Here is a 25,550-nt window from a genome sequence, read left to right as displayed (position 1 = left end):
GTTTAGTGATGCTTTATTTATTGCATGGAGCTGACCCATTACCAGCGTTTTCTACCGCACACGCTAGGTGTGGGGGAGTCTTACTTTATCACGTTTCGCCTGGCGGGCTCGCTGCCCCGTGAAGTGGTGCTGCGGCTAATGGAGGAGCGGGAGCTGCTTCAACGGCAGAACACGGACATCCCGGCGGACAATCAGCCGCGCAAGGGCTTCTTTAGTACGTTCGATGCCGTTCTTGACCGCTCCGGCCACGGGCCGTGCTACTTGTGCGGCACGGCCGAGGCCGCCATCGTAAAAGATTCCCTACATTATGCCGACGGGCCCAGCTATCATTTGCTGGCATACTGCGTGATGCCTAATCATGTGCATTTGGTCGTGCATTTACCGCTGGAGGCCGTCACCCCGCTGGCCCGAACCCTGCAGCGGCTTAAAAGCCACACTGCCCGCCACCTCAATCGGCTGTGGAATGATACGGGCAGAGTATGGCAGCGCGAAAGCTATGACCATCGCATCCGTAACGCGCGGGAGCTAACGGCCACTATCGCCTATACCCTCAACAATCCGGTAAAAGCCGGCTTGGTGACTGACTGGCAGCAGTGGCCCCATAACTATTGGCGCGAGGAATAGGGGCGGTGCCACCAAGCTGCGCTTAGTTTTAGTAACCGGCGCGCTGCCGCCACCAAGCACAGCTTGGTGGTACGCTCATTTGCCCAGCTCCTCGGCCCGGTCTCGCGCCGCTTTGGCGCCGGCCACCAGCCCTTCGCGCACCTGGCCCGCGCCAAAGGCTTTAAGCGCGGCTTCCGTGGTGCCGCCCTTGGAGGCCACTTTGGCAATCCAGTCCTCGCAGCTCAGGCCCGATTGCGAGTACAACTCAACGGCGCCGCGGAAGGTCTGGCTCACGAGTAGCTCGGCTTCGGCGGGGGCGAAGCCCATCTGGGCGGCCGCGTCCATGAGGGCGCTCATGCAGTAGTACACGTAGGCCGGGCCGCTGCCCGAGATGGCCGTGCTGGCGTCGATGGCGGCTTCGGTTTCCACGTACACCGTCTTGCCGGTGGTGCTGAGCAGGTTTTGCACCTGCACGAGCTCGGCGCGGGTCACTTCGTCGGTGCTGGTGAAGGCCGTCATGCCCATGCCGATTTGGGCCGGCAGGTTGGGCATGGCCCGAATGATTTTGGGCGTGCCCAGGGCCTCGCGCAGGGTGGCAATGCGCACGCCCGCCATGATGCTGAGCACCACTTGCTGCGGCTGCACCAGCCCGCGCAGCACCTCAAACAGGGCCGGCGAATCCTGCGGCTTCACGGCCAAAATGAGGAGGTCGGCGCCGGGCACGCATTCTTCGGGCGTGCCCCAGACTGTGCCCAGCTCGTGGGCTGCCAGCGCTGCTACGCGCTGGGGCGAGCGGGCCAGCAGCCGCAAATCGAGCCGCGAGGTGACGTGGGCGCGCACGAAGCTGCGGGCGTAAGTCAGGCCCATGTTGCCGCCGCCGATGATGAGGATTTTCATGAGATAAATTCAGAATTGTCCGAAAGAACGTCATGCTGAGCTTGTCGAAGCATCTCGCGAGTAAGAGTAAATGGGGTACTACCACACGCGAGATACTTCGACAAGCTCAGCATGACGTTCTTTTAACCGAATAATGCCCACAACTCACACCTTCAGCACCACGCCTTTCTTGTACATCCGGCTCAGGATGAAATACCAAATGATAATCAGCGTAATGGCCCCAGCGGCCGAAGCCATGCGCGGGTCGGCGAAGTGCGGGGCAATGCCCCACTCATAAAGCCACTCTTTTACACCGCCGGTTTTGCCGTTGGGCAGCGGCAGCGTGAACAGCCCGAACGTGCGCGAAAGCAGCGCCGACAGGCAGAACACCAGAATGGCGTTGACGCCGTACACCACGGCCGGGCGCGTCCAAGCGCGGTGGCTTTGCACGTCGCAAATCCAGTAGAGGGCCGCTAGGCTGGCCATGGCCAGCCCGCCGGTGTAGAGCACGTAGGAACTGCTCCACAAGGCTTTGTTGATGGGGAACCACGGCGCCCACACCAGGCCGGCCAGGATAATGGCGCCGCCGGCCACAAACAGCCACGCCACTTTGGCGGCCGGCTCCTGGTCTTTGCGCCGCAGCCACTGGGCCGTGAGCACGCCCAGCAGGCCGGTGCCCAACGCGGGTAGCGTGCCCAGCAGGCCCTCGGGGTCCCAGGTTTTGCTTTGCTTCCAGAGGTGGGCTTCGGTGAACACCAAGCGGTCGAGCCAGGCGCCGAGGTTGGTGCTGGGCTCCAGGTTGGCCGGGCCGAAGCCGGGCACGGGCACCAGCTGCATCAGCACCGCGTAGCCGGCGAGGAAGCCGACGACGAGCCAGACCTGCGTGCGCCAGCTGGTTTTCAAGAAGATGAAGCTGCAGCCCAGAAACACCAGCGCAATGCGCTGCAGCACCCCCATGATGCGCACCACCGGGAAATTAAACTTCGGATACAGCGACAGCAGCAGGCCCAGGCCAAACAGCACCGCCGCCCGGCGCAGCACCCGCCACAGCACCGGCCCCTGCGGCCCGCCCTGGCGCTTCACCCCATCGAGAGCATACACCAGGCTCACGCCCACGATGAACAGAAAAAAAGGGAAAATGAGGTCGGTGGGCGTGCAGCCGTTCCATTCGGCGTGCTCCAGCGGCGGGTAGATGTGACCCCAGTCGCCGGGGTTGTTCACCAGTATCATGGCCATCACGGTGAGGCCGCGGAAGACGTCGAGGCTGATGAGGCGGCCCGGCTGCGAGGCTTCGGCCAGCGGCTGCGCGCCGGTGGTTGCGAGGGCGGCTTGGGTGGTGGAGTTCATGGGTGGAAGGTCAGAAATAGACTCTTTGAGAAACTAAAAGAACGTCATGCTGAGCGCAGCCGAAGCATCTCTACTGCGATACTAACTAATTACTTGCGCAGTAGAGATGCTTCGGCTGCGCTCAGCATGACGGGCTGTGTTTATGCTGGCGCTGATGTTCTGCACCGGTACCATCACCCCGGAAACGAAACCTTGCCCATGCCCACGGCGGGCACCCGCTGCCGCCCTGCGCCAATAGCCACCGTTTGGCCCGCCACGGCCTCGTTGGCCAGCACTGCAAAGAGGATGGCTTCCTTGGCGTCGCCCGACACGCCCAGCGCATCAGTACTGGCGAAGCGGGCGGTGGGCAAATGCCGCTGCAGGGCCGCCATGAGGGCCGGATTGTGGGCCCCGCCGCCGCTGGCGTACACCGCAGTCGGGGCTGGCCGCTCGGCAAAGGCGGCTTCCACGGCCCGCGCCACGCCCACGGCGCTCAGCTCGGCCAAGGTAGCGAGGGTGTCTTCCAGGCGTAGGTTTTCGGTGGCGCTGCGCTGCTGGGCCTGGGCCAGGTATGCGGGGCTGAATAGTTCGGGGCCCGTGGTTTTGGGCAGCGGGGCGCTGAAAAACGGGTGGTCGAGCAAAGTGGTGAGCAGGCCCTGGTGCACGCGGCCGGCCAGGGCCAGACGGCCGTCTTCGTCGTAGGCCAGGCCGGGGCGGTGGGCGCGCACGGTGGCGTCGAGCAGGGTGTTGCCGGGGCCGGTGTCGGTGCTGAAAGCGGTGGTGGCGTCACCGCCGGCACGGGGCAGGTAGGTGAAATTGGCAATGCCGCCGAGGTTGAGCAGCAGCCGCTCCTCATCGGGGCTGCTGAGGAGCAAGAAGTCGCCGTAGGCCGCCAGGGGGGCGCCTTCGCCGCCGGCGGCCACGTGCTTCTGCCGGAAATCACTGAGGGTGATGATGCCGGTGCCCACGGCCACGTGGTCGCCGTCGCCGAGCTGCAGGGTGGCGTTTAGGTCGAAATCGGGGCGCTGGTGCTGGTGGTGGGGAGCGTGGTAGATGGTCTGGCCGTGGCTGGCCACCAGGTCGATTTCGGCCGGCGCAATTTGCCAGTCGCGCAGGCAATCCAGGATGGCGGCGGCGTGCAGCTGGCCCAGCCAGGGGTTGAGCAGCGTGAGAAACTCCAGACTCACCTGTTCCCGCGCAAACACTTCGCGAATGCGGGCTTGGGTGTCTTCGGCATACGGCACCGTCTGGAAGTGCTCCAGCTCCAGCTGCGTGCCGGGGCCGTGGCCGGTGAGGCGGCACAACGCCACGTCCAGCCCATCGAGCGAGGTGCCCGACATCAGCCCGATGATGCGGCGGCTGGGCTGCGTGGCAATGTGGCACAGGCGGGCGAGGTGGGAGTTCATGGTCGGGGCTGCCGGAATGACGTAATCGAGCAAATGTAAAAGAACGTCATGCTGAGCGCAGCCGAAGCAGCTCGCGTGCTGATGTAATCCTGACGATTGGTTTACTACCACACGCGAGATGCTTCGGCTGCGCTCAGCATGACGTTCTTTTGCCTCAAGAATCTTCTTTTGTCTACCTAAATCAGCGGGTCGGTGGGCGTTTGCGAGTTGTTCTCGCGCTCCACCCGGGGGTAGGGGTAGAAGTTGCGGTTGCGCTCGGCGCCGGCAGCGCCCGGGCCCGGGCGGCCAAACCGCCGGTTGTCATCGAGCCGGAAGCCCTGAAAAGCCAGCTCGATGCTGCGGTTGCGCAGAATGTCCGTCAGCACGTCGGCCTGGGTGGCGGGGCCGGAATACGCCGGCAGGCCCGCGCCCGGCAGCGTGAGCAGCAAGCCCGTGCTGGTGGCGGCGGCCGCCGCCGTGCTGGTGCGCACCCGGTTTAGCTCGGTGATGGCGTTGGGCACGTCGTTTTTGCGGGCGTAGGCCTCGGCCCGAATCAGAATCATTTCGTTGGGCAGGTACACCGGAATGGGGGCGCTGTTGGCGGTGAAGAAGCCGGTGCCCAGGTTCTGGGTGGGCAGCGGGCCCGGGCTGATGCGCAACAGCGCGGGCAGGCGCCGGTCGCCCGACTCGGGCGCCAGCGCACCGGTCAGGCCCAGGCTGGTGTTGAAGGGCTCGAACACGTTGCGGTTGCCAAAAGCCACTTCAAACAGCGGGTTCCGGGTGTTGTCGTCGAAGTTGAACACCGACCGTTTGGTGAGGTCCACGCGGCCGGCGGCGGCCAAGGCTTTGTCGTAGTCGCCGGCCTGCAGGCTGTAGCGCGCAATCAGGGCCTGAATGGTGTTGGGCAGGTCGATGCCGGGCACAATCTTGGCGTTGAAGTCGGCCGACACCGGCGCCGCGGCCAGCTGCGTGGCGGCCGTTTCGAGCTGGGCCACGGCGTTTTGCAGCAGCTGCACGCGGGGCACGAAGGCCGCATTCTCCTGCACCGCGAGCGGCGCGCTCTCAAAAAACTGCGCCAGCGTGCCCAGCGCCAGCGCCCGGAAAATGCTGGCGTAGGCCACAATGCCGCTGCGGGTGCCTGCTTCGGTGGCGTTGCCGGCGTTGGCCAGCACCAGGTCGGCGTTGGCTTTCACCAAGTTGGCCTGCGTCCAGAGGTTGCGCACCACGCCGTTGCTGTTCGTGACGCTGCCGGCGCCCAGGCTCACGTTGTATTCCTCAATGTTGCCCACGTTCAGGATGGTGAGCTCCTTGGTGCTGAGGCCGCCGGCGGCCACCGAGTTATACAGCACGCTGAGCGCGCCGCCGGTGGTGTAGCGGGCCTGCAGGCCGTTGCAGAGCGTGATGAGGCCGTCGGACGAGGTCACGACCTGCTGCTCGCTGGCCGCGCTGGGGTTCAGGTATTCTTTGTTGCAGCTGCCGAGCGACAACGCCAGCAGGGCCGCGAGGATGGTATACTTTTTCATGGCGATGGCGAAGGCTAGAACGTGGCCGAAAGCTTAATCTGGTAAGTGCGCGGAATGGGCACGTTGCCGAAGTCGATGGCGCGCAGCAGGTCGTTCGAGCCGCCGGCGCTGGTTTCGGGGTCGAAGCCGTTGTAGTTGTCCCACGAAATCAGGTTGCGGCCAATCAGCGAAAGGTTGAGCGAGCTGATGAGCTTCGTGAACGTGGGCAGCCCGTAGCTCAGCGCCGCCTCGCGCAGCTTCACGAAGGAGCCGTCGTCCACCCGAAATTCCTGGGTGTTGTAGATGGCGAAGATGTAGCCGCGGGGCAGCTCGCCGCGCAATTCCTTCTCGGCCAGGTCGCCGAGGCCCACGCCCTGGCGGGTGCGCTTGTCGGCGTTGAACACGCTGTTGCCCTGCACCGCGTCCAGCAGCAGGTGCAGCGAGAGCTTCTTGTAGGTCAGGTTGGAGCTCAGCGAGCCCGTCCATTTCGGGTTGGGGTCGCCGATGATGACGTTGGCAATGGCCGTGCCGGCGGCGTAGCTGGGCTGGCCGTCGGCCGTGCGCGAGGGCGTGAAGCCCACCGCGCCCACGGCCTGCCCGGAGGTGCGTTCGTCCTGCGGAAAGCCCTGCGGCGTGAGCAGCAGGTTGCCGTTGGCGTCGCGGGCGTAGCCCGAGCCGTAAAACACGCCCGCTGGCTGCCCGGCCAGCAGGTACACCGGCGCGCCGGCCGCGTTGTCGATGGAAATGGCCTGGGTGTTGCCGTTCGAGCCGGGCAGGTCCAGCACCTTGTTGCGGTTGCGGTTGTAGAGCGCCGTCACGTCCCAGGTGAAGTTTTCGGTTTTCACGGGCACCACCGTCAGTTGCAGCTCCAGGCCGCGGTTTTCCATGCTGCCCACGTTGTTGAAGATGGTGGCCCCGCCCGACGACGGCGCCAGGTTGCGCGAGAGCAGCAGGTCGGTGATTTTCTGGTAGTAGTACGTGGCGCCCAGGCTGATGCGGTCCTTGAGAAAGCCCAGGTCGGCACCCACTTCGGTTTCGGAGTTGCGCTCGGGCTTCACGTCGGGGTTGGCCAGTTGCGTGCTGGGCGTGAGGGTGTTGCGGCCCAGAAAGCCTACCGGGTTGAAGGCGTAGAACCGGCCGTAAGTGGGCAGAATGACCAGGTTGCCCGACTCGCCGTAGCTGGCCCGCAGCTTCAGGGTGTTGAACGCTTGGCCGTAGGTGGAATTCTGCCAGAAGCTCATGTCCGACACCACCAGCGAGCCGCTGATTTTCGGGTATATCTGGTTGGTTTGGGAGGGCGAAAACTTGCTGGCCCGGTCGCTGCGCACGGCCGCCGTGACGAAGGCCAGGTTGCGGTAGCCCAGCGTGGCCTGCCCGTAGTAGCCGCTCAGCGAGTAGCGGTCGAGGTTGTATTGTGAGGTGACGGTGGTGTTCGAGGCCCCGCTCACCGTCGTGATGAACGGCGCCAGGTTCTGGCCCTGCGTGGCCGTCAGGTCCTGCTGGCTGAACTGGTAGTTGTAGCCAGCGCGCAAACTCAGCTTCAGGGTTTCGCTGAAATCGTAGTCGTAGCCGGCGTTGATGTCGGAGTTCAGCTGCACGGCCACGTTGTTGGCGTTGGAGGCGTAGCCGAAGGGGTAGCGGGCGGCGGGCAGGCCGGCCGCGGCCTGGTAGGGGTAGGGCCGGATGTAGCCCTGGCCCGCCTGCGAAAAGGCATCCACCCCAAACACGTAATCGAGCGAAAAGCCTTTGAACGGCGTCAAATTGACTTGCACGTCGCTGATGGTGCGGTTCACGCCCTGCGTAAACTTCATGTCCTCGATGGTCGAGAGCGGGTTTACGCGGGTGGGCTCCACGGCCAGCAGGTTGCCGTTGGCGTCGCGCTGGGTGATGTCGTAGATGTTGTTGGTGATGTTGACCGAGTTAATCGGGCTGTAGAACACGTTGCCGTTGGCCTTCTCGTTTGAGAAGCTGTTGATGTAGCTCAGCCCGGCCGACAGCTTGGCCCAGCCCGTGAGGCGCTGCTCCACCCGCGCCCGCAGGTTGTAGCGCGTGAAATCGGTGCCCTTGATGATGCCCTGGTTCTTCAGGTAGTTCAGCGACACGTAGTACTGCGTGCGCTCCGAACCGCCCGATAACGACACGCCGTCGTCGGTGCCGTAGCCGGTCCGGAAAATCTGGTCGAAGTAGTTGTAGCGCGTCACGTCCACCAGGTTGCTGGCCAGCGGCGTGGCCACGTTGGCCCGCGTGATGCTGGTGGTGGTGGTGCCGGGGTTGGCCGCAATCTGGCCCGCCGAAATGCCGCCGATGGTGTAGAGCCGCAGCCCCGCGAAGCCAAACTGCTTGCCGTAAGTATTTACCGGCACCGACTTGCGCAGCTCGTTGACGGTGAAGCTGGTGAAGGCCGATACCTTCACCCCGCCGGCCGCCCCGCGCTTGGTGGTGATGAGCACCACGCCGTTGGCCGCCCGCGAGCCGTAGATGGCCGCCGCCGCCGAGCCGTTCACCACGTTGATGCTGGCAATGTCGTTGGGGTTGAGGTCGGCCAAGCGGTTCTGCCCGGCGTTGGCCACCCCGATGTCGTTGGCCAGCGCCAGCTGCGACACGTTGGTGCTGGCGTTGCTGATAATCACGCCGTCAATCACATACAGCGGGTCCGACGACCCCGCCAGCGTGTGGATGCCCCGCAGGCGCACCGACATGGACCCCGCCGGGTCGCCGGAGTTCTGCGTAATCTGCGCGCCGGGCACCTTGCCCTGCAGCGAGTTCAGCACCGCGCCGGAGCCGCTCTGCGTCAGCTCCGAGCCCTTGATGGTGCTGATGGCGTTGCCCAGCTCGCGCCGGTTCACGGTCACCGTTGAGCCCACCACCACCACTTCGTCCAGCTTTTGCTGGGCTTCGCTCAGGGCCACGTCGGTGGTCACGGTTTCGTCGGTGCCCAGCCGCAACGGGCGCGACTCCGACTTGTAGCCAATCAGCGAAATGGTGAGCGTGTAGCTGCCGGGCGGCACCGTGGCGCTCACGGAGTAGGCCCCGTCGGCGTCGGACGAGGCCCCGAAGGTGGTGCCGTTCAGCAGCACCGTGGCGCCGGGCAGTCCCAGCCCGGCGGCGTCGGTCACGCGGCCGCGCAGGGTGTAGCGCTGGCTCGCGGTTTGGGCCAGCACTGGCACGGCCAGCAGCAGGCACAGCAGCAGCCCGCCCAAATGCCGGGCCAGCTGGTCTCGATATAAGTGGTACATAAGCAGAAGAGTTTGGTGGGAAAAAGGTGAGCAAGCAAGTTTCTTAACTAAGGTATAGAAATAATTTGCTTAATATTCAGCTTCTGCTATGAATAGGTTAGGGTTTGAGAAGGTGCGCCTCACCCCCGGCCCCTCTCCCGAGGGAGAGGGGAGCCGGACGCAAGCGCAGCACCGGTGCCCCCTCTCCTTTGGGAGAGGGGGGTAGGAGGTGAGGCGAACCGCCAGAACGAAGCGGTAGAGATGCTTCGACTGCGCGGACGCCAGATGAGCATGACCGTTGTACATAACGGTCTGGGTTTAAAACGCCCAGCGCACAAAGGCCTCAATGCCTTCGTATTCGGGCAGGCCCAGCTCGTCGTAAATCTTGGCGGTGGTGCGGTTGCGGGCCTCGCTGCGCTGCCAGAACTCGCGCTGGTCGGCGCCGGGGAACAGCGGCCGGTCCTTCTGGCTTTGGTGCTTGAAGATGGCGCGGCGCTTGCGCGTGAGCTCGGACGGGGAAAGCGGTACGGCCATCTCAATCTGGTCGATGTCCCATTCCTGCCAGGCGCCGCGGTAGAGCCACACCCAGCAGTCGTCGAGCCACGGCGTGCCGGAGGCCTTCAGCCGGTGAATGGATTCAAAAATGGCCGCCAGGCACACGCGGTGCGTGCCGTGCGGGTCGCTCAGGTCGCCGGCGGCGTAAATCTGCTGGGGCTGGATGCGGTTCAGCAACTCCATGGTGAGGCGGATGTCCTCGTCGCCGAGCGGCTTTTTGCGCACGCGGCCGGTTTCGTAGAAGGGCAGGTCCTGGAAGTGGGCGCGCTCGTCGGGGTCGAGGCCGGCGTAGCGGAGGGCGCTTTTGGCCTCGCCGCGCCGGATGAGGCCCTTAATCTGCTGCACCTCGTCGGAGTCGACCTGCCCGGGCGGCTTATTCCGCAGGAAATTGGCCACGCGGTGGTACAGGTTGTCGGCCGGTTCGCCGCTGGCAAAGTGAAACGCTTGGTCGTAGTCGGCCACGAAATCCGCGAAGCGAATGGCCTCATCATCGAACACCGCAATGTTGCCCGAGGTCTGGTAGGCCACGTGCACTTCGTGGCCCTGGTCCACCAGCCGCAGCAGCGTGCCGCCCATCGAAATCACGTCGTCGTCGGGGTGCGGCGAGAAGATGAGCACGCGCTTCGGGAACGGCGCGGCGCGCTCGGGGCGGTGGGTGTCGTCGGCGTCGGGCTTGCCGCCGGGCCAGCCGGTGATGGTGTGCTGCAGCTCGTTGAAGACCCGAATGTTGATGTCGTAGGCCGGGCCCGACTGCGCCAGCAGCTCCGAGAGGCCGTTTTCGTTGTAGTCTTCCTCGGTCAGCTTCAGAATGGGCTTGCTCACGCTGCGGGCCAGCCAGGTCACGGCTTTGCGCACCAGGGCCGCGTCGTGCCAGTCGCAGGGCAGGCTCAGCAGCCAAGGCGTTTTGCGGGGCGTGAGCTCGGCGCCGGCGGCCTCGTCCAGCACCACCTGCACGGCCGGGTGGCGCTGCAGGTAGGTGGCCGGCACGGTGTCGGTTACTTCGCCTTCCACCATGCGCTTCACCACGGCGGCTTTGCCCTCGCCCCAGGCCAGCAGCACGATGTGGCGGGCTTCCAGAATGGTGCCCACGCCCATGGTGAGGGCCCGGCGCGGCACGTTTTCCTCGCCGTAGAAGTCCGAGGCTGCGTCGGTGCGCGTCACGTGGTCGAGGGTGATGAGGCGGGTGCGCGAGGCCGGCCCGGAGCCGGGCTCGTTGAAGCCGATGTGGCCGGTGCGCCCGATGCCCAGCAGCTGCAAATCGATGCCGCCGGCCTCGCGTATCTGCTCCTCGTAGCGCTGGCAAAAGGCCGGAATCTGCTCGGGCGGCACGGTGCCGTCGGGGATGTGCACGTTTTCGGGCCGGATGTCGACGTGGTCGAACAGGTACTCGCGCATGAAGCGCACGTAGCTCTGCAGCGAGCCGGGCGCCATGGGGTAGTACTCGTCGAGGTTGAAGCTGATGACGTTCTGGAAGCTCAGGCCGTCTTCGCGGTGCAGGCGCACCAGTTCCTCATACACCCGCGTGGGCGACGAGCCAGTGGCCAGGCCCAGCACGCAGGGCCGGCCGTCGGCGGCGCGCTGGCGGATGAGGTCGGCAATTTGTTGGGCCACGGCGGCGGAGGCTTGCTCCGAATCGGCGTAGAGGCTGACGGGGAGGCGGGCACCGGCCGAGGCCGGCAACGCTGCGAGGGGGGATACCATAAAAAACAAGGGCTAGGGTGGGAGGGGCCGGTAAGTTGGCGAATGCCCGGCACGAATCAAAACTTCACAAATAGCAAATAGATAATTTCTAATAAACAAGATAAAATTATTGGGACGAGCGGGGCTTCGCTGTTCGCATTTTGTTGGGAACGATTGCGGGAAAATTGCCCAATTGTTTCGCACATTTGAACCTTTCCTTTCCATTTTGAGCGACTCTGCCTGCCTGTATGAACTACAAGGCCCTGTGTTGTAAGTGCATAGCTATTTTGCCGACCTTTGGGCCGGAACCTAACGGCGCGCCGTGCCCGGGTTCCGGCTTTTTTATTGATTCCCTTTTCCCACCAATTCATTCTTTCTCATGAAAAAAAAATACTGGCTATTCCTGCTATTGCTGGGCGTGCTGCTGGCGCCGCCTAGCTGGGCCCAGACGGCGACCCGCACCGTGTCGGGCATCGTCACGTCCAGCACCGACCAAACCCCGCTGCCGGGCGTCACCGTCCTCGTGAAGGGCACCACCACGGGCAGCACCTCCGGCTCCGACGGCCGCTACTCGGTGCAGGCCGCGCCGGGCGCCACCCTCGTGTTCAGCTTCATCGGCTACGCCTCGCAGGAGCGCGCCGTGCCCGCCGAAGGCGCCGTGGACGTGGGCCTGAAGGAAAGCACCACCGGCCTCGACGAGGTGGTGGTGACCTCCTACGGCATTCCGCAGGCCAAGCGCGAGCTGGTGACGGCCGTGCAGGAAGTGAAAAGCAAAGACATCATCGACTCGCGCCAGACCAACGTGGTGAACGCCCTGCAGGGCAAGGTGGCGGGCGTCAACATCACCTCGTCGGGCGGCGCGCCGGGCGAGGGCGCCAGCATCATCATCCGGGGCGGCACCTCGCTCGACGGCGACAACCAGCCGCTGTTCGTCATCGACGGGATGATTATGGACAACGGCTCCTTTCAGGAGAGCACGGCGCCGGGCGGCGGCTCGGCCTTCAACGGCCTGCTGGGCCGCTCGGTGGGTTCCTCGAACCGCGCCGGCGACCTCAACCCCGAAGATATTGAGAGCATCACGGTGCTGAAAGGCCCGGCCGCGGCGGCCCTGTACGGCCTGCGCGCGGCGGGCGGCGCCGTGGTCATCACCACCAAAAAAGGCAAGGCCGGCACCACCACGCTCAACTACCGCACCCAGTACTCGGTGGACGAGGTGAGCCGCCTGCCCCAAATGCAGAGCCTCTACAAGCGCGGCAGCAGCGGCCTGGCCGACCCTACCACCCGCATTTCGTTCGGCCCGCGCTTTGCGCCCGGCGAGGAAGTGTACGACAACGTGGGCAACTTCTTCCGCAAAGGCAACGCCTTCCAGAACTTCCTGAACCTGTCGGGCGGCTCCGAGAAGGCCAGCTTCTTCGTGTCGGCCTCGAACCTGCAGCAGCAGGGCGTGACGCCGAGCAGCAAGTACGACAAAAGCACCGTGCGCCTCTCGGGCACGGCCGCCATCACGGAGCGCCTGAAGGTGAGCGGCTCGGCCCAGTACCTGACGTCGGGCGGCGAGCGGCCCATCCAGGGACCGGGCCTGTTTGGCTCGACCGGCGGCTTCTTGCTGAGCCTGCTGAACTGGCCGCGCGACGACGATGCCCGCAACTACCTGAACCCCGACGGCACCCGTCGGCGCCTGCTGGCGCTGGGCAACGGCACCGACGCCGACGCCGACAACCCCTACTGGACGGTGAACAACAACCCCCAGACCGACCGCACCAACCGCTTCATCGGCAACGTGCAGCTGAGCTACAAAGTGGCGCCGTGGCTCACGCTGAGCCACAACATCGGCACCGACTTGTACACCTCGCGCGTGACGTCGGTGCGCGCCGTGGGCACCTCGCAGGTGGGCAACCAGAACGGCGGCATCGCCGAAACCGTGGACCAATTCCGCCTGACCACGGCTACCACGCTGGCCACCTTCAACCACGACTTTGGCCAGAACGTGGGCACCACGCTGGTGCTGGGCAACACGCTGGAGGAAAACATGGACCAGGCCGTGGACTACATCGGCCTGATTTTCCAGAACCCCAACTTCGTGGGCCTCAACAACACGGTGAACCGCAACGCCCTGCAGCGCGACTCCAAGCGCCACCTCATCGGCAACTTTGCCCGCCTGAACCTGACGCTGTTCAACCAGCTGTTCCTCGAATTCCAGGGCCGCTACGACCAGTCGTCGACGCTGCCGCGGCCCGATGAGAACAAAATTTACGGCAAGGGCTTCCTCTACGGCTCGGCCGGCCTGGGCTACGAGTTCACCAAGGCCCTGGGCCTGGACCAGAGCAACATCCTGAACTACGGCAAAATCCGCGGCTCGGTGGCCGAGGTGGGCAAAGACACCCAGCCCTACCGCATCCTGTCGGCGCTCACGCAGAACACCTACATCGGCGGCGGCTTCCGCAACGACTTCTTCGGCTCGAACCCCAACCTGCGCCCCGAGCGCACCCGCACCTACGAAGCCGGCATCAACCTGCAGTTCTTCAAGAACCGCCTGGGGCTGGACTTCAACTACTACTACTCGCGCACCAAGGACCAGATTATTGCGCCCCGCGTGAGCCAGGCCGCTGGCTTCATCCTGCAGTACATCAACGGCGGCATCGTGACCAACGAAGGCCAGGAAATCTCGCTGACCGGCACGCCCATCAAGGCCAAGGACTTCAGCTGGGACATCATCGCCAACTTCTACCACAACACCAACCGCGTGGAGGAACTGCCCTTCCCGCTCACGGTGGTGTTCCAGTCCGATGCCTTCATCACGGACGTGCACGAGGGCGGCGCCTTCCCCGGCCGCCCCATCTCGGGCGTGGGCGCCTCGGACTTCAACCGCGTGACCGACCCCAGCAGCGAGTTCTACGGCCAGATGATTATCAACTCGACCACCGGCTACCCATCCGTCAATCCTTTGTTCACCTACGCCGGCAACCGCGCCCCGCGCTTCACCACGCAGTTCACCAACACCTTCACCTACAAGGGCCTCTCGCTGACCTCGCTGATGGATTTCCGCGTGGGCGGCGTCGTGATTAACGGCAACGACTGGTACCAGACCCGCGTGGGCACCTCGAAGCGCACCGAAGACCGGTACAAGCAGGTGGTGTTCGACGGCGTGATTCGCAACGCCGACGGCAGCTATTCGAAAAACACGCGCCCCGTGGAGCTCACCCAGACCTACTACACCAGCATTCTGGGCGCGGCGGGCACGGCCTTCATCGAAGACGGCTCGTGGGCCCGCCTGCGCTACGTGACGCTGAGCTACGCCCTGCCCACCACGCTGCTCTCGCGCACCGGCTTCATCAAGGGCGCCGAGCTGAGCGTGACGGGCCGCAACCTGGTGCTGTTCACCAAGTACACCGGCGCCGACCCCGAAACCTCGGCCGCTGGCGCCGGCGTGCGCGGCGGTGGCTCCAACGGCTTCGATTACGGCAACACGCCGGGCACTCGCGGCGTGGACATGGCGTTGCGCGTTAACTTCTAAACGACGGCTCAAGCTGTCCTTCCCGCTTTCTGATATGAACCTGAACCGCTATATAATGGGCCTCGGGCTGCTGCTTGGCGGCAGTGCCCTCACCGCGTGCGAGAAGTTTCTCGACGTGAACAATAACCCGAACAACCCCGTCGTCTCGACGCCGAACTTCCTGCTACCGGGCATCATCTCGAACGGCATCCAAGTGCAGATGTTCACGGCGCTGCGCACGCCCTACCTCTCGCAGTACGTGGTGAGCCGCACCCTCAACAGCGGCGGCAACGACCAGTACTTCCTGACCAATGCGCAAAGCACCAACACTTTCAACTTCTCCTACTTCCAGGCCGGCGGCAACATCCCGGTGATGCAGAAGGCGGCCGAGGCCGAAGGCTCGGTGTACTACGTGGGCGCGGGCAAAATCATGCAAGCCATGATTCTGGCCCACGCCACCGACATGCTCGGCGACATTCCCTACTCCGAAGCCTACCAGGGCGGCGCCAACTTCACGCCCAAGTACGACTCGCAGGAGTCCATCTACGGCGTCATCAACCAGCTCTGCGACGAAGGCGCGGTGGAAATGTCCAAGCCCGCCAGCGCCAACTTCCGCCCCCTCTACACCACGGCGCCCAGCGAAAGCGGCGACATCCTGTATAAAGGCGACCCCGCCAAGTGGGTGCGCCTGGCCTACGCCCTGAAGGCCCGCCAGGCCCAGCACCTCACCAAGAAGACCAGTTACAACCCCACGGCCGTGCTGGCCTTGTGCGACAAGGCGTTCACGTCGTCGGCCGACGACGCGCAAATCAACTTCCAGGTGGCCGTGGCGCCGCTCTCGAACACCACCAACATTTTTGGGGTGACGCGCGGCAACTTCGGCGGGGCGGCTTTCTCGTCGAATGTGGTGAAGTACCTCAACGGCACAACCTTCCCCGGCGTGGTCGACCCGCGCTTTGGCGTGCTGGTGCCCACCACCAGCACTGGCGCCGACCCCGGCCGCGGCACCACCACCAACCTCACGCCCGGCTCCACGCTCACCGATTTCTACGGCGGCTGGTACGCCCGCGACCTAGGCTACTTCGAGGCCATCACCTACCACGAAATCAAGTTCATCGAGGCCGAAGCCGCTTTCCGGGCCAACAACCTGCCCCGGGCCCTGGCCGCGCTGCGCGAAGGCATCCGGGCGCACATGCGGAAGGTGAGCACGGGCGGCACGTTCACGCCCCCCACGGTCACGTTCCCCCTCATTTCCGACGCCCAGATTAACGCCTACCTGGCCAGCGCCGCCGTGCCCCAGAACGAAGCCCAGCTCACGCTGCGCTCCATCATGGAGCAGAAGTACATCGCCATGTTCCTGAACCCGGACTCGTGGTCGGACCTGCGCCGCCTGGATTTTGACCGCAACATCTACGTCAATTTCCTGTACCCCTTCTACAATAACAACGGCACGGGCCCGCTGCAGGGCAAGTACCCCCGCCGCCTGCTGCCCGGCGCCACCGAGGTGACCGTGAACCCGAACGCCGTGGCCGGCCTCTACGCCGAATCGGGCACCGCCCTGGGCAACGACAACGAGTACGTGACCAAGCCCCTGTGGTTTGACCGCCCCTAAGGCTGCACGGACGTGCTGGTTGCCATCTATCCCCCAGATTTTAACTCCCCGTTATATGAAGCATTTCTCTCTTCGCACCCTGCTGCTGGTGCTGCCGCTGCTGGGCCTGCTGCTCGGCGGCTGCAAAAAGGCCGAGCTCGACGACTATTACACCACGGACTCTGAGCCGGGCTTTGCCGGCCTGGGCCTGCCCCGCGTGGCCCTGGCCACCCGCTACGCCCCCACCGAAGCCGTGCCGCTCTACGTGTCGTACGCCGAAGCCGACAAGCTGCGCGACGTGACCGTGTTCCAGGTCATTGGCAAAATCGACTCTACTGTGACCGGCACCTTCCCGGCCAACGGCACCTACAACACCACCGGCGGCCTGCAGGTGATGCCCGTGCCCTACACCGTGCCCGCCACCGCCCCCAACGGCACGCTGGTGCGCGTGGACGTGACGCTCAACTTCCAGAACGGCGCCAAGCGCCTGCGCCGTTTCACCTACACGGTGGCCGCGCCGGCCACGCTGGAGTTTGCCACCGTGCCGCCTGTGCCCACCTACCGCAACGGCCTCGCGGGTACGGCCCAGAGCGAGGGCGATATCATTGGTTATTCCCTGATTCTCAATAAGGGCGCCACCACCACCAGCCCGCTCGCCAAAGCCGTCGACAGCCTGACCACCTTTTACCGCATCGGCACGCAGCCGCGGGTGCGGGCTGGCGTGGTGCGCAACCCCACCACCGGCGCGGCCAACACCCGCACCGTGGACGCCACCATCCCGCGCAACAGCAACGGCCAGCCCGTCACCTTCATTTTTGAAGCTTACGCCGCCGTGCAAACGCTCACCATCACCGCGCCCGTCATCGCCGTGACCACGCCTACGCCGCTGGCCACGCTGCGCACCGGCCGCATTGCGGGCGGCCCCAGCGTCACGCTCGACTCGCTGGCCTTCAACCTGCGCACCGGCACCATTGAGCCGGCTGCTAACCCGGCCACGGCCAAAGACCTGTTCCTGAGCGGCACGGGCAGCAACGTCACCATCTCCGCCGCCAACAACACGCGCTTCTACCGGGCCACGCCCGCCCAAGTAGCGGCCGGCTTCTACACCACGCCCACCGTGAACACCGTGGCCACGGCCCTCTACCAGAACACCACCGTGGCCGACGTGGGCACCGTGGCGGCCAACGACGTGTTTGCCGTGCGCGTGCGCGGCGCCGAGGTGATGCTCCTGCGCATTCTGAGCGTGAAGCCCGGCTCGGCCGGGGCCGCCGCCCGGGTCCGGTTCGAATACCGGTCGCTGTAGCGGCTCTTTCCTGCCATCGCCGCGTGCGGCGATGGGTATTCCCACAGTGCCCACCTGGCCTACCGCATGCGGCGGGCCGGGTGGGCACTGTGCTTGCCTGGCCTGCCACGTGTGGCAATGGGCTTACCCGGTGTGCCCACATGGCCCGCCACGTGCGGCGCTGCCCCTACCCGGTGTGCCCACGGGCACCGGGACTGGTGGCGGTACTGGTTGCTACCTCACCATCAATCCTTCCCCCCAAACAGCCGCCCGAAGAAGCCCTTCTTCTTCGCCGGCTTCTCCTTGATTTTGACCTTGGTGAACGGCGCCGCTTTCTCCGGGCTCTCGGCGGTGGGCAGGGTGATGGTGGGCTGGGCCGGGCGCGAGGCCACAGGCGGCGACGTGGGCGCACCCGGGCGGGGTGCTCCGCCGGGCGCCTGGCCCACGGCCAGCTCGGGCCCGGTCTGGCCGGTGCTCACCACGCGCATGGGCCGGCCTTCGTTGTGCAGGCGGTCCACGGCGGTCACGTAGTAGGCGTAGGCCTGGCCGGGCACGGCGGTGGTGTCCACGTAGGTGGCGGGGTAGCCGGGCGCGGGGCGGGGCAATGCCAGGATGCGGCTGGGGTCGTGGGGCGTGCTGGGCTCGTTGGCCCCGAAGCGGTAGAGCACGTAGTAGGTGGCCGCGTCGCCGTCGGCGGCGGGCGGGCCGCTCTGCCAGCTCAGTGTTACTTGGGGCCCCAAGCGGCGCAGGGTGAGGTTGGCCACGGGCAGGGGCGGCAGGTCGTCTTTCCAGGGCATGGAAGGCACCAGGGCGGGGTAGCGGAACAGGTCCTGGGTGAGCGAGTCGGTGGTGTGCAGGGGGTTGCGCAGCACCGATTTGGCCGAGAAGAACACGCTGCCCACGGCCTCGCCCTCGGTGGCGCGGTTGAGGCGGATTTGGCGGGGCAGTTCGCGGGGGTTGCGCCAGGTGGTGTCGGAGCGGGTGCTTTCCAGCATGCGGTAGGTGCCGTGGCCGATGTAGAGGTGGCGGTCGAAGTGGTTTTCGGCCCACCAGTTCACCAGCACGGGGTAGGGGCAGAGGCGGAAGTTGGAGCTCCAGTACAGCTGTGGCACGATGTAGTCTATCCAGCCTTTTTCCAGCCACAGGCGCGTGTCGGCGTAAAGGTTCGAATAGGAGGGCTGGCCGGCCCGCGTGTCGGAGCCCTGCGGAAAGTCCTTCGACTTGTTCATCCACACGCCGAAGGGCGAGATGCCGAACTTCACCCAGCGCTTCGCCACCTGAATGCTGTCGTGCAGGTCCCGGATGAGGATGTTCACGTTTTCGCGGCGCCAGTCGCCCAGCGTGGCCAGGCCGGTGGGGTTGAAGTCGCGGAAGGCGGCTTCGTCGTGAAACACCTTGCCCGGGTCGGGGTAGGGATAAAAGTAGTCGTCGAAGTGTACGGCGTCGATGTCGTAGCGCCGCACCACGTCCAGTATCACGCGGGTGATGTGGGCTCGCACCGCCGGCAAGCCGGGGTTATACAGCAGCTGCCCGCCGTAGCGCAGAAACCAGTCCGGGTGCTGCCGGTAGGGGTGGGTGGGGGCCAGGCGGCGCGTCACCGAGTCCATGGTGGCGCGGTAGGGGTTGAACCAGGCGTGAAATTCCATGCCACGCCGGTGCGCCTCCACGATGAGGAAGGGCAGGGGGTCCTGGCCGTCGGCCGGGGCTTTGCCCTGCGTGCCGGTCAGCCACTTGCTCCAGGGCTCCAGGTTGGATTGGTAGAAGGCATCCGAGGCGGGCCGGATTTGCACAAACACGGCGTTGATGCCGGCGCGCTGGCCGGCGTCGAGCAGGCGGCGGTACTCGCGGCGGTACTGCTCCGGCGACTCGCCCCGCTGGTTGGGCCAATCGATGTTTTCGACGGTGGCCACCCACATGCCGCGCAGCTCGCGCTTGGGCGGCGGAATGGTGTCGGCCGCGGGATGGGCCCCGGCCCCGGGAGCAGCCCCGATTAGCAATGACAGCAGGAAAAGGAAACGGCCAGCGGCGAGGAAACGAAGCATCAACAGAAATTCAGCAACACGGAAACAGACCGCAAATTACGCTTTATGGCGTGGCCGACGGAACCTCACCCCCTGACCCCCTCTCCAAAAGAAAGGGGGCACCGGCTCCTCTCTTTGAGGAATCGTCAGGCTCCCCTCTCATGGGGAGAGGGGCTGGGGGGGAGGTTACGCCGGCCGCGCCGCAGGGTATTTCAGAATATCAGGGTGCCTCAAGAGCCCGTCAGCTCGGTATCGGTCTCGGGGTTGTCGGGGGTGTCGGGGCCGCCTTCCAGGCCGTTGGTCTGGCTGGCGTCGCCGTAGTCGCCGCGGATGCCGGCGCCGTCGCCCATGTTCTGCTGGGTGCTGCTGGGCGTGGCGCCGGGCTGGCCCGATGCGGGGGAGCCGGTAGAGTCAGGTGCCGCGTCGGGGGTGCTGTTGACGGTGGCCTCCTGCTCCGATTCCTGGTCGGGCGTGGCGGAGCTGGGGGCGAAGTCGGGCCGGGGGTCGGTGGGGTTCTGCGTGGGGTCGGGCATGAGAAAGAAGAAGGAGGATGAGAGAATGCGCGGCGGCCCGCAGGCGCCGCGGTTGGGTTTACGGCGGGGGGCGCCCACGGTTGGGCGCGGCGGTTTGCGCGGCGTTCACCATCTTAGCAGTTCCCATTCACTTTCAGCCCCGAGCCTGCCGCCGTGTCCGACGCCGCTACCGATTTCTACCACCAAAAAACCGAAGCCGAGCTGCGGTTTCTCATCGAGCACCCCGAGTATTACCAGCCCGATTTGATTGAGTCGGCCCGGCGCGAGCTGCGCCGGCGGGGCCTGCTGCAGATGGAAATGCCCGCTCTGGAACCACAAAATCTGGAAGCGCCCGCCAGCGTGGCCCGCGCCGGCCGCGGCGTCAATTTTCTCAACCTGGCCCTGGCCGCGCTGGTGCTAGGCCTGGGCTATTACTACTACGCTCGGCAGCAGCGCGGCGGGGGCGTGCAGGCCGTAGCGGCCTCGGCCAGACCCAAGCCGATGCCCCGGCTCACGGAGGTGCCTACCTCGGCCATTCCGACTTACGACGTGGCCGGCGTGGTGCGCCGGCAGCTGGCCACGGTGCCGGCCCGCGAAAAAACCAACGAAGAGCACCTGCGCCAGTTCCGGGAGCTGTGCAAGCGCTTTTGGGCGGCTGAGACGCAAACCGAATACCTCACCGGCCAGGCCCACGCGGGCAAAGCCGGGCCCATGTTTGCCGAACAAACCCTGGTGGCCCGCCAAAGCTGGCACGAGTGGAACCGCGCCGCCGTGTATCACTTCAAGTTTGGCCCCGTGATGGCCAACCAAATGGACCGCATGCGCGAGGCTGCCAGCAGCCAGCAGCACATTCTGGAGCAGTTCCCCGACCTGCTGCCCAACAAGCGCTTCCTCAAAGACCGGGAGCTAGTAGCCCGCGAAGCCGACGTGCAGGACTGGCTGAAAGACGTGCTGCCCACCTCGCCCGTCACCGGCAAGCCCTACAAGGCCACGGTGCTGACGGCGAAATTCTAAGAAAAACGGGTTTTGGCGGGTTGAATGACGCCGCTGCGCTGCGATGGTTCCCAACCAACTGGCAAAGTGGCCGGTTTGCCAAGGTGGCGCGCTCCTTGCCGCGTCCTGCGCTACATGGAAGCACCCGCCCCCGAGCCCCAGCCCGGCTCTACCGCTGCCCTCGCCGCCCAGCTCTTCGCCCAAAAGCCCGAAGCCGAGCTGCTGTACCTGGCCCAAAACGCCGCCCGCTACCCGCCGGCCGTGGGCGCCGCCGCCGTGGCCGAGCTCAAGCGCCGCGGCCTGCTGCCCGAAGCCGCGGCCCCCGCCCCGCTGCCCCCGGCCGAGGAACCCGAAACCTGGGGCCAGCTGCTGGGCCAGTTGCTGCGGGGCCTGCTCATTCCGTCGCGGCGCTTCCTGGCCACGCCGCTGCTGCTCGACGCCACGCTGCTCATGTTTGGGCTGATGGTGCTCAGCGGCGTGTCGGCCTCGGCGCCCACGGCCCACCAGTTGGTGGTGTGGGGCTCCAACGTGTCGGGGCTTACGCTGCACGGGCAGCCGTGGCGCCTGCTCACCTACCAGTTTGTGCACGCCGGCCTCTCGCACCTGCTGCTCAATATGTTTTCGCTCTGGCTACTGGGGCTGCTGGTAGAAGACCGGGTGGGCCCCTGGCGCCTGCTGCTGGTGTACCTGGCCAGCGGCGTGGGCGGCGGGCTGGCCAGCCTGTGGTGGCACACCGGCGGCATCAATTCGGTGGGGGCCAGCGGGGCCATCTTCGGGCTCTACGGCTTGTTGCTGGTGCTGCTGGTTGGCAAAAAGCTGGTGCTCGACAAGTCCGACCGCCGCGCCATGCTGGGCCTGGTGCTCTACCTCGTGCTCAGCAACTTGATTTCGGGCATCACCGGCAACATCGACAACGCCGCGCATGTGGGCGGGCTGGCCACGGGGCTGCTGGTGGCCGGCCCGCTGGCGCTAGTGGGGTTGAAAAAGCTCAATTAAGCGTGCATCCGTTTGGCATCAGTTCACCGTGGGCGGGTTCGGGTAGGGGTTGGGCTCGCCGCCGGCCAGTTGGCTCACCATGTCGTCGAGAATGGATTTGCTGTAGCCGATGCGCATGGCATATTCCTGGCACAGGCCGTACTCGCGCGCGTCGAGCTGCCCATCCTCCAGCATCATTTGCACCAAGGTTTGCAGCTCCAGGGTGCGCTGCAGGCCCTCGGCTGGCACAATGAAGCTGAGTACCCCCAGGTTGTCGGCAATGGGCATCACTTCCTCGGGCTTCAGGCCAAGTTTGTTGCCAATTTGCAGCAGGAAGTCGCCTTCTTCGGTGCTCAACTGGCCATCGGCGGCGGCCACCAGCACCAGGTTCTGAAAAAACGCGAGTTTCTTTTGGGGCGTATTCAGCACGTCTTCGAGCGAATGAGTTTCGGACATTGCGGTGGGGTTTTGTATAGGGAAGTTGCTCCGCCGGGGGCGGCCTCTTTCAACGGGGCCCTGCCCGGAAGGTTCGCGGCCCATAAGCACCCTCTACACCGCCCGCAGCCAAACCTTTTGCGGGCGTTGACATTTGTGTTGCCACCTCTTTCTATTCCCCACAGCTCTTTCATGCAAGCCCTCCAGCTCGACGCCATCCACCAGCCGGCTACCGTCCGCGACGTGCCCACGCCCACGCCGGGCCCCGGCGAAATCCTGGTCCGGCTCCACGCCGCCGCCCTCAACCACCGCGACGTCTGGATTCAGAAAGGCCAGTATGGCGGCATCAAGCTGCCCTGCACCCTGGGCGCCGACGGCGCCGGCGAAGTAGCGGCCCACGGTCCCGGTGTGCCCGCCGATGCCCCCGCCCTTGGCGCCCGCGTCCTCATCTACCCCGGCCTGCGCTGGGGCCATAATCCGAAAGCGCAGGCCAAGGATTTCGTGGTGCTCGGCATGCCCGACCCCGGCACCTTTGCCGACTACATCGCCTTGCCCGCCGAATACATCCGTCCGCTGCCGGCCCACCTCAGCTTCGAGCAGGGCGCGGCGCTGCCGCTGGGCGGCCTCACGGCCTATCGGGCCGCCTTCAGCCGCGCCCAGGTGCAGGCCGGCGAGCGGGTGCTGGTGACGGGTGTGGGCGGCGGTGTGGCGCTGCTGGCCGCGCAGTTTTGCGCCGCTCGCGGGGCCGAGGTCTGGGTCACGTCCAGCTCCGACGACAAGCTGGCCCGCGCGCAAGCCCTGGGCGTGAAAGGCGGCATCAAGTACACCGACGACAATTGGGTAAAAACGTTGGTGCAGCAGGCCGGTGGCCCGTTCGATGTCATCATCGACAGCGCCGCCGGGCCCGCGTTCAATGCCCTGCTCGACGCCGCCGCGCCGGGCGGGCGCATCGTGTTCTACGGCGGCACGCTGGGCGCCATTCCGGACCTGCCGCCGGCCAAAATATTTTGGAAGCAGCTCAGCGTGCTGGGCTCCACCATGGGCTCGCCGCAGGACTTCGAGAATATGCTGGCGCTGGTGACGGAAAAGCAGCTCGTGCCGGTGGTAGACGAGGTGTTCCCGCTGGCCGAGGGCGAGGCGGCGTTGCGCCGCATGGATGCCGGGGCCCAGTTCGGCAAAATCGTGCTGAAGATGGGGTGAGCAGGCGCCCGGCAGGACGTGTGTAAAACCTTGTAATTAGCAGCGAAAATCGGCCTTTACGGGAATGAAAACGGCGTTTTTAGGGTTACCCTATTACGCTGATATTCCGCTAAAAACCAGCCCGTTTCCACGTATGAAATCTGCCGCCGAATACCTCAAAGGTCATGTGTTTGAAGCCCGCCGCCCGCGCCGCGAGCTGCAGCCCGTGGTGGCGCACGCCGACGCCGTGCAAGCCATCGAGCAAGCCCTGGCCGACGCCGAAAAATACCGCTACCTGCTGATGCGCGCCCTGCGCCATCACGACGATGCCCAGCCCACTGCGGCGCCCGCCCGCCTGGCCGACATCCGGCCGGCCTTCCCGGCCACCGAGGCCCCGGTGCTGCCCATGTACCCGGCCCTGGCCGCTTAGGTCGGATTTAAGATTGCACCAAAAAGCCGCTTTCGTCAGGAAGCGGCTTTTTTAGGATTGCTCGTTTCGGGCCTGGGCCACGCGTCGGGCCAGGTCGGCTGCTAAGTCGGCGGCCTGCTGCCGGATTTCGGGCACGGCCGTCGACTCAAAATAGGCCGGCCGGCGGCTGGGACCCAGCGTGAAAAGGGTGGTGGACACCAGGCCGTCGGGGCCGCGCAGGGCGCCGTGGGCGTCGGTGAGCATGCCCAGGCCCAGCGGGTCGGCGGCGAGCTGGCCGGCGTCGCGCAGGCTCATCACCAGCGGGTCGGAGATGCGGCCGTAGTCGAGCAGGGGCCCGGCGCAGCACACCACGTGCCGGGCCGTGAGCCAGGAGCCGGCCGCGCCGTGGGGCCGCACGCGCACGTCGAGGTGGTCGCCGGCGGGCCGGATTTCGCGCACCGTGCCCACTTGCAGGCGCACCAGGCCGGCGGCGGTGAGGCGGGCCAGCGCCTGGGCGTTTTGGGGCGGGCTGCGGTGCCGCGTCACGGCCCACAGCCCCGCCAGGTGGCGCAGAAAACGGCGCTGCTCCACCAGCGGCCACGCGCCCCAGATGCGGCCCAAATCCGGCCGCAGCGAATCGAGGACCGGCTGCCAGCCAATGCCTTGCGCTGCCGCCATCCGCAGGTGCCGCTTGAACACGGCCAGCACGCCCGTGACCGTGGTTTCCGAAGTCAGCTCGGCGTAAAAGCTGGGATATGGGGGCGCCACGGGGCCGTGGGCGCTGGGCCAGCGGCCGTGCCGGGCCACCACGGTCACGGGCGCGCGGTGCCCGTCCTGGTGCAGGGCCAGCAGCACGTCCACGGCCGTCAGCCCGGAGCCGATGAGCAGTACGTCGTCGTCGGGGTCGATGCGGCGCAGGTTGCCCACGGCCCAGGGGTCGGTGTGGTAGCCGGGGTGGTGCAGGTAGCGGTGGTCGGGCCCGGCGGGCGGCGGGGGTGGGAAGTTGCCTAAGGCCAGCACCACGTAGTCGCTGATGATTTCGGTGCCGTTGGCCAGCAGCACCTTGCGGCGGTTCGGGCCCAGCTGCCGCGCCGTCACGGCCCGGGAGTTGTGCCACAGCACGCGCGGCGCGGTGGCCGTGGGCGCCAGGGCCGCGCTCAGCTCCTGGTGCAGGTAGCGGCCGTAGGCGGCGCGGGGCGCAAAGTCGGGCACGCCAGCGGCACTTTCGGGCTGGGTGCTCAGCCAGTTGGCAAAATGGGTGGGAGCGTTGGGGTAAAGACTCAGCGCCCCAGGGCGCACGTTCAGCAGATACTCGGGCCGACGGGCGCTGTAGGCCAGGCCCGGGCCGGGAATTTCGCGCGGCTCAATGAGGTGGATTTCGGCCTGCTGCAAGCCGGGCTGCTGCCGCAACTGCAGCGCCAGCGCCGTGCCCGCAAAGCCGCCGCCCACGATGGTAATGACGGGACGGGAGGAGTGGGGCACGGGCGGGATGTAGAGACGCATAATTGCGTCTTGACG

At 65.8% G+C, this 25,550-nt stretch carries 18 protein-coding genes; 8 read left to right on the top strand and 10 right to left on the bottom strand.

Annotation, left to right across the window (positions count from 1 at the left end):
- Positions 1-24 precede the first annotated feature (24 nt).
- Complete coding sequence (locus tag IC234_RS17680) at positions 25-624, top strand: REP-associated tyrosine transposase (RefSeq protein WP_190927262.1); 600 nt, start codon at positions 25-27, stop codon at positions 622-624.
- Between the two features lie 75 nt (positions 625-699).
- Here IC234_RS17680 and proC read toward each other — a convergent pair whose 3' ends face one another.
- The 6 genes from proC to nagB all read right to left on the bottom strand — a co-directional run bounded on the left by proC (position 700) and on the right by nagB (position 11,163).
- A complete protein-coding gene (gene proC / locus IC234_RS17675) occupies positions 700-1,500 on the bottom strand; it encodes a pyrroline-5-carboxylate reductase (RefSeq protein WP_190927260.1) in 801 nt (266 codons plus the stop codon).
- A gap of 144 nt (positions 1,501-1,644) precedes the next feature.
- A complete protein-coding gene (locus tag IC234_RS17670) occupies positions 1,645-2,826 on the bottom strand; it encodes an acyltransferase family protein (RefSeq protein WP_190927258.1) in 1,182 nt (393 codons plus the stop codon).
- Between the two features lie 173 nt (positions 2,827-2,999).
- Entirely contained in the window at positions 3,000-4,211 is a 1,212-nt protein-coding gene (locus IC234_RS17665) for an anhydro-N-acetylmuramic acid kinase (RefSeq protein ID WP_190927256.1), read from the bottom strand.
- A 176-nt stretch (positions 4,212-4,387) separates the two neighbouring features.
- Positions 4,388-5,713, bottom strand: a complete 1,326-nt coding sequence (locus IC234_RS17660; protein WP_190927254.1) for a RagB/SusD family nutrient uptake outer membrane protein — start codon at positions 5,711-5,713, stop codon at positions 4,388-4,390.
- Between the two features lie 14 nt (positions 5,714-5,727).
- Positions 5,728-8,928 (bottom strand): SusC/RagA family TonB-linked outer membrane protein, encoded by a 3,201-nt coding sequence (locus IC234_RS17655; protein WP_190927252.1) that lies wholly within the window; start codon positions 8,926-8,928, stop codon positions 5,728-5,730.
- Between the two features lie 297 nt (positions 8,929-9,225).
- Positions 9,226-11,163 carry a glucosamine-6-phosphate deaminase gene (nagB, locus tag IC234_RS17650; RefSeq protein ID WP_190927250.1) on the bottom strand — a complete coding sequence of 646 codons (1,938 nt, stop codon included), beginning with the start codon at positions 11,161-11,163 and terminating at the stop codon, positions 9,226-9,228.
- 358 nt (positions 11,164-11,521) lie between these two features.
- On the opposite strand from nagB, the gene IC234_RS17645 reads away from it, so the two are divergent.
- The 3 genes from IC234_RS17645 to IC234_RS17635 are packed head-to-tail and all read left to right on the top strand — an operon-like array spanning position 11,522 to position 17,529.
- A complete protein-coding gene (locus IC234_RS17645; RefSeq protein ID WP_190927248.1) occupies positions 11,522-14,656 on the top strand; it encodes a SusC/RagA family TonB-linked outer membrane protein in 3,135 nt (1,044 codons plus the stop codon).
- 34 nt (positions 14,657-14,690) lie between these two features.
- Entirely contained in the window at positions 14,691-16,247 is a 1,557-nt protein-coding gene (locus tag IC234_RS17640) for a SusD/RagB family nutrient-binding outer membrane lipoprotein (RefSeq protein WP_190927245.1), read from the top strand.
- A gap of 55 nt (positions 16,248-16,302) precedes the next feature.
- The gene (locus tag IC234_RS17635; RefSeq protein WP_190927243.1) at positions 16,303-17,529 is read left to right on the top strand and encodes a hypothetical protein; all 1,227 of its coding nucleotides are present in this window, start codon (positions 16,303-16,305) and stop codon (positions 17,527-17,529) included.
- Between the two features lie 224 nt (positions 17,530-17,753).
- Here the strand turns inward: IC234_RS17635 and IC234_RS22075 are convergent, their stop codons facing one another.
- Together IC234_RS22075 and IC234_RS17625 are read right to left on the bottom strand one after the other, a co-directional pair.
- Entirely contained in the window at positions 17,754-19,550 is a 1,797-nt protein-coding gene (locus tag IC234_RS22075; RefSeq protein WP_190927241.1) for a glycoside hydrolase family 10 protein, read from the bottom strand.
- 209 nt (positions 19,551-19,759) lie between these two features.
- Positions 19,760-20,062, bottom strand: coding sequence for a hypothetical protein (locus tag IC234_RS17625; protein ID WP_190927239.1), 303 nt, complete (start codon positions 20,060-20,062; stop codon positions 19,760-19,762).
- Positions 20,063-20,215: 153 nt separating this feature from the next.
- On the opposite strand from IC234_RS17625, the gene IC234_RS17620 reads away from it, so the two are divergent.
- Positions 20,216-21,055, top strand: coding sequence for a hypothetical protein (locus IC234_RS17620; protein WP_190927236.1), 840 nt, complete (start codon positions 20,216-20,218; stop codon positions 21,053-21,055).
- Positions 21,056-21,169: 114 nt separating this feature from the next.
- Positions 21,170-22,030: a rhomboid family intramembrane serine protease gene (locus IC234_RS17615; RefSeq protein ID WP_190927234.1), complete on the top strand. Its 861-nt coding sequence runs from the start codon at positions 21,170-21,172 to the stop codon at positions 22,028-22,030.
- Positions 22,031-22,048: 18 nt separating this feature from the next.
- Here IC234_RS17615 and IC234_RS17610 read toward each other — a convergent pair whose 3' ends face one another.
- Positions 22,049-22,465 carry a TerB family tellurite resistance protein gene (locus IC234_RS17610; protein ID WP_190927232.1) on the bottom strand — a complete coding sequence of 139 codons (417 nt, stop codon included), beginning with the start codon at positions 22,463-22,465 and terminating at the stop codon, positions 22,049-22,051.
- Positions 22,466-22,636: 171 nt separating this feature from the next.
- Between IC234_RS17610 and IC234_RS17605 the strand changes: the two genes are divergently transcribed.
- Both IC234_RS17605 and IC234_RS17600 read left to right on the top strand, forming a co-directional pair.
- A complete protein-coding gene (locus tag IC234_RS17605) occupies positions 22,637-23,644 on the top strand; it encodes a zinc-binding dehydrogenase (protein WP_190927230.1) in 1,008 nt (335 codons plus the stop codon).
- A 133-nt stretch (positions 23,645-23,777) separates the two neighbouring features.
- Positions 23,778-24,053, top strand: coding sequence for a hypothetical protein (locus IC234_RS17600; RefSeq protein ID WP_190927228.1), 276 nt, complete (start codon positions 23,778-23,780; stop codon positions 24,051-24,053).
- 51 nt (positions 24,054-24,104) lie between these two features.
- Here the strand turns inward: IC234_RS17600 and IC234_RS17595 are convergent, their stop codons facing one another.
- Complete coding sequence (locus IC234_RS17595; RefSeq protein WP_190927226.1) at positions 24,105-25,535, bottom strand: FAD/NAD(P)-binding protein; 1,431 nt, start codon at positions 25,533-25,535, stop codon at positions 24,105-24,107.
- Between the last annotated feature and the right edge of the window lie 15 nt (positions 25,536-25,550).

This window comes from Hymenobacter armeniacus (genome assembly GCF_014699055.1).
GTDB lineage: Bacteria > Bacteroidota > Bacteroidia > Cytophagales > Hymenobacteraceae > Hymenobacter > Hymenobacter armeniacus.
Note: the sequence above shows the minus strand (reverse complement) of the source record. Positions and strands in the feature narration are given on the sequence as shown.

Coding starts and splice junctions, on each gene's coding strand:
- IC234_RS17680 (WP_190927262.1), top strand. CDS start 25: ATGGAGCTGACCCATTACCAGCGTTTTCTACCGCACACGCTAGGTGTG.
- proC (WP_190927260.1), bottom strand. CDS start 1,500: ATGAAAATCCTCATCATCGGCGGCGGCAACATGGGCCTGACTTACGCC.
- IC234_RS17670 (WP_190927258.1), bottom strand. CDS start 2,826: ATGAACTCCACCACCCAAGCCGCCCTCGCAACCACCGGCGCGCAGCCG.
- IC234_RS17665 (WP_190927256.1), bottom strand. CDS start 4,211: ATGAACTCCCACCTCGCCCGCCTGTGCCACATTGCCACGCAGCCCAGC.
- IC234_RS17660 (WP_190927254.1), bottom strand. CDS start 5,713: ATGAAAAAGTATACCATCCTCGCGGCCCTGCTGGCGTTGTCGCTCGGC.
- IC234_RS17655 (WP_190927252.1), bottom strand. CDS start 8,928: ATGTACCACTTATATCGAGACCAGCTGGCCCGGCATTTGGGCGGGCTG.
- nagB (WP_190927250.1), bottom strand. CDS start 11,163: ATGGTATCCCCCCTCGCAGCGTTGCCGGCCTCGGCCGGTGCCCGCCTC.
- IC234_RS17645 (WP_190927248.1), top strand. CDS start 11,522: ATGAAAAAAAAATACTGGCTATTCCTGCTATTGCTGGGCGTGCTGCTG.
- IC234_RS17640 (WP_190927245.1), top strand. CDS start 14,691: ATGAACCTGAACCGCTATATAATGGGCCTCGGGCTGCTGCTTGGCGGC.
- IC234_RS17635 (WP_190927243.1), top strand. CDS start 16,303: ATGAAGCATTTCTCTCTTCGCACCCTGCTGCTGGTGCTGCCGCTGCTG.
- IC234_RS22075 (WP_190927241.1), bottom strand. CDS start 19,550: ATGCTTCGTTTCCTCGCCGCTGGCCGTTTCCTTTTCCTGCTGTCATTG.
- IC234_RS17625 (WP_190927239.1), bottom strand. CDS start 20,062: ATGCCCGACCCCACGCAGAACCCCACCGACCCCCGGCCCGACTTCGCC.
- IC234_RS17615 (WP_190927234.1), top strand. CDS start 21,170: ATGGAAGCACCCGCCCCCGAGCCCCAGCCCGGCTCTACCGCTGCCCTC.
- IC234_RS17610 (WP_190927232.1), bottom strand. CDS start 22,465: ATGTCCGAAACTCATTCGCTCGAAGACGTGCTGAATACGCCCCAAAAG.
- IC234_RS17605 (WP_190927230.1), top strand. CDS start 22,637: ATGCAAGCCCTCCAGCTCGACGCCATCCACCAGCCGGCTACCGTCCGC.
- IC234_RS17600 (WP_190927228.1), top strand. CDS start 23,778: ATGAAATCTGCCGCCGAATACCTCAAAGGTCATGTGTTTGAAGCCCGC.
- IC234_RS17595 (WP_190927226.1), bottom strand. CDS start 25,535: ATGCGTCTCTACATCCCGCCCGTGCCCCACTCCTCCCGTCCCGTCATT.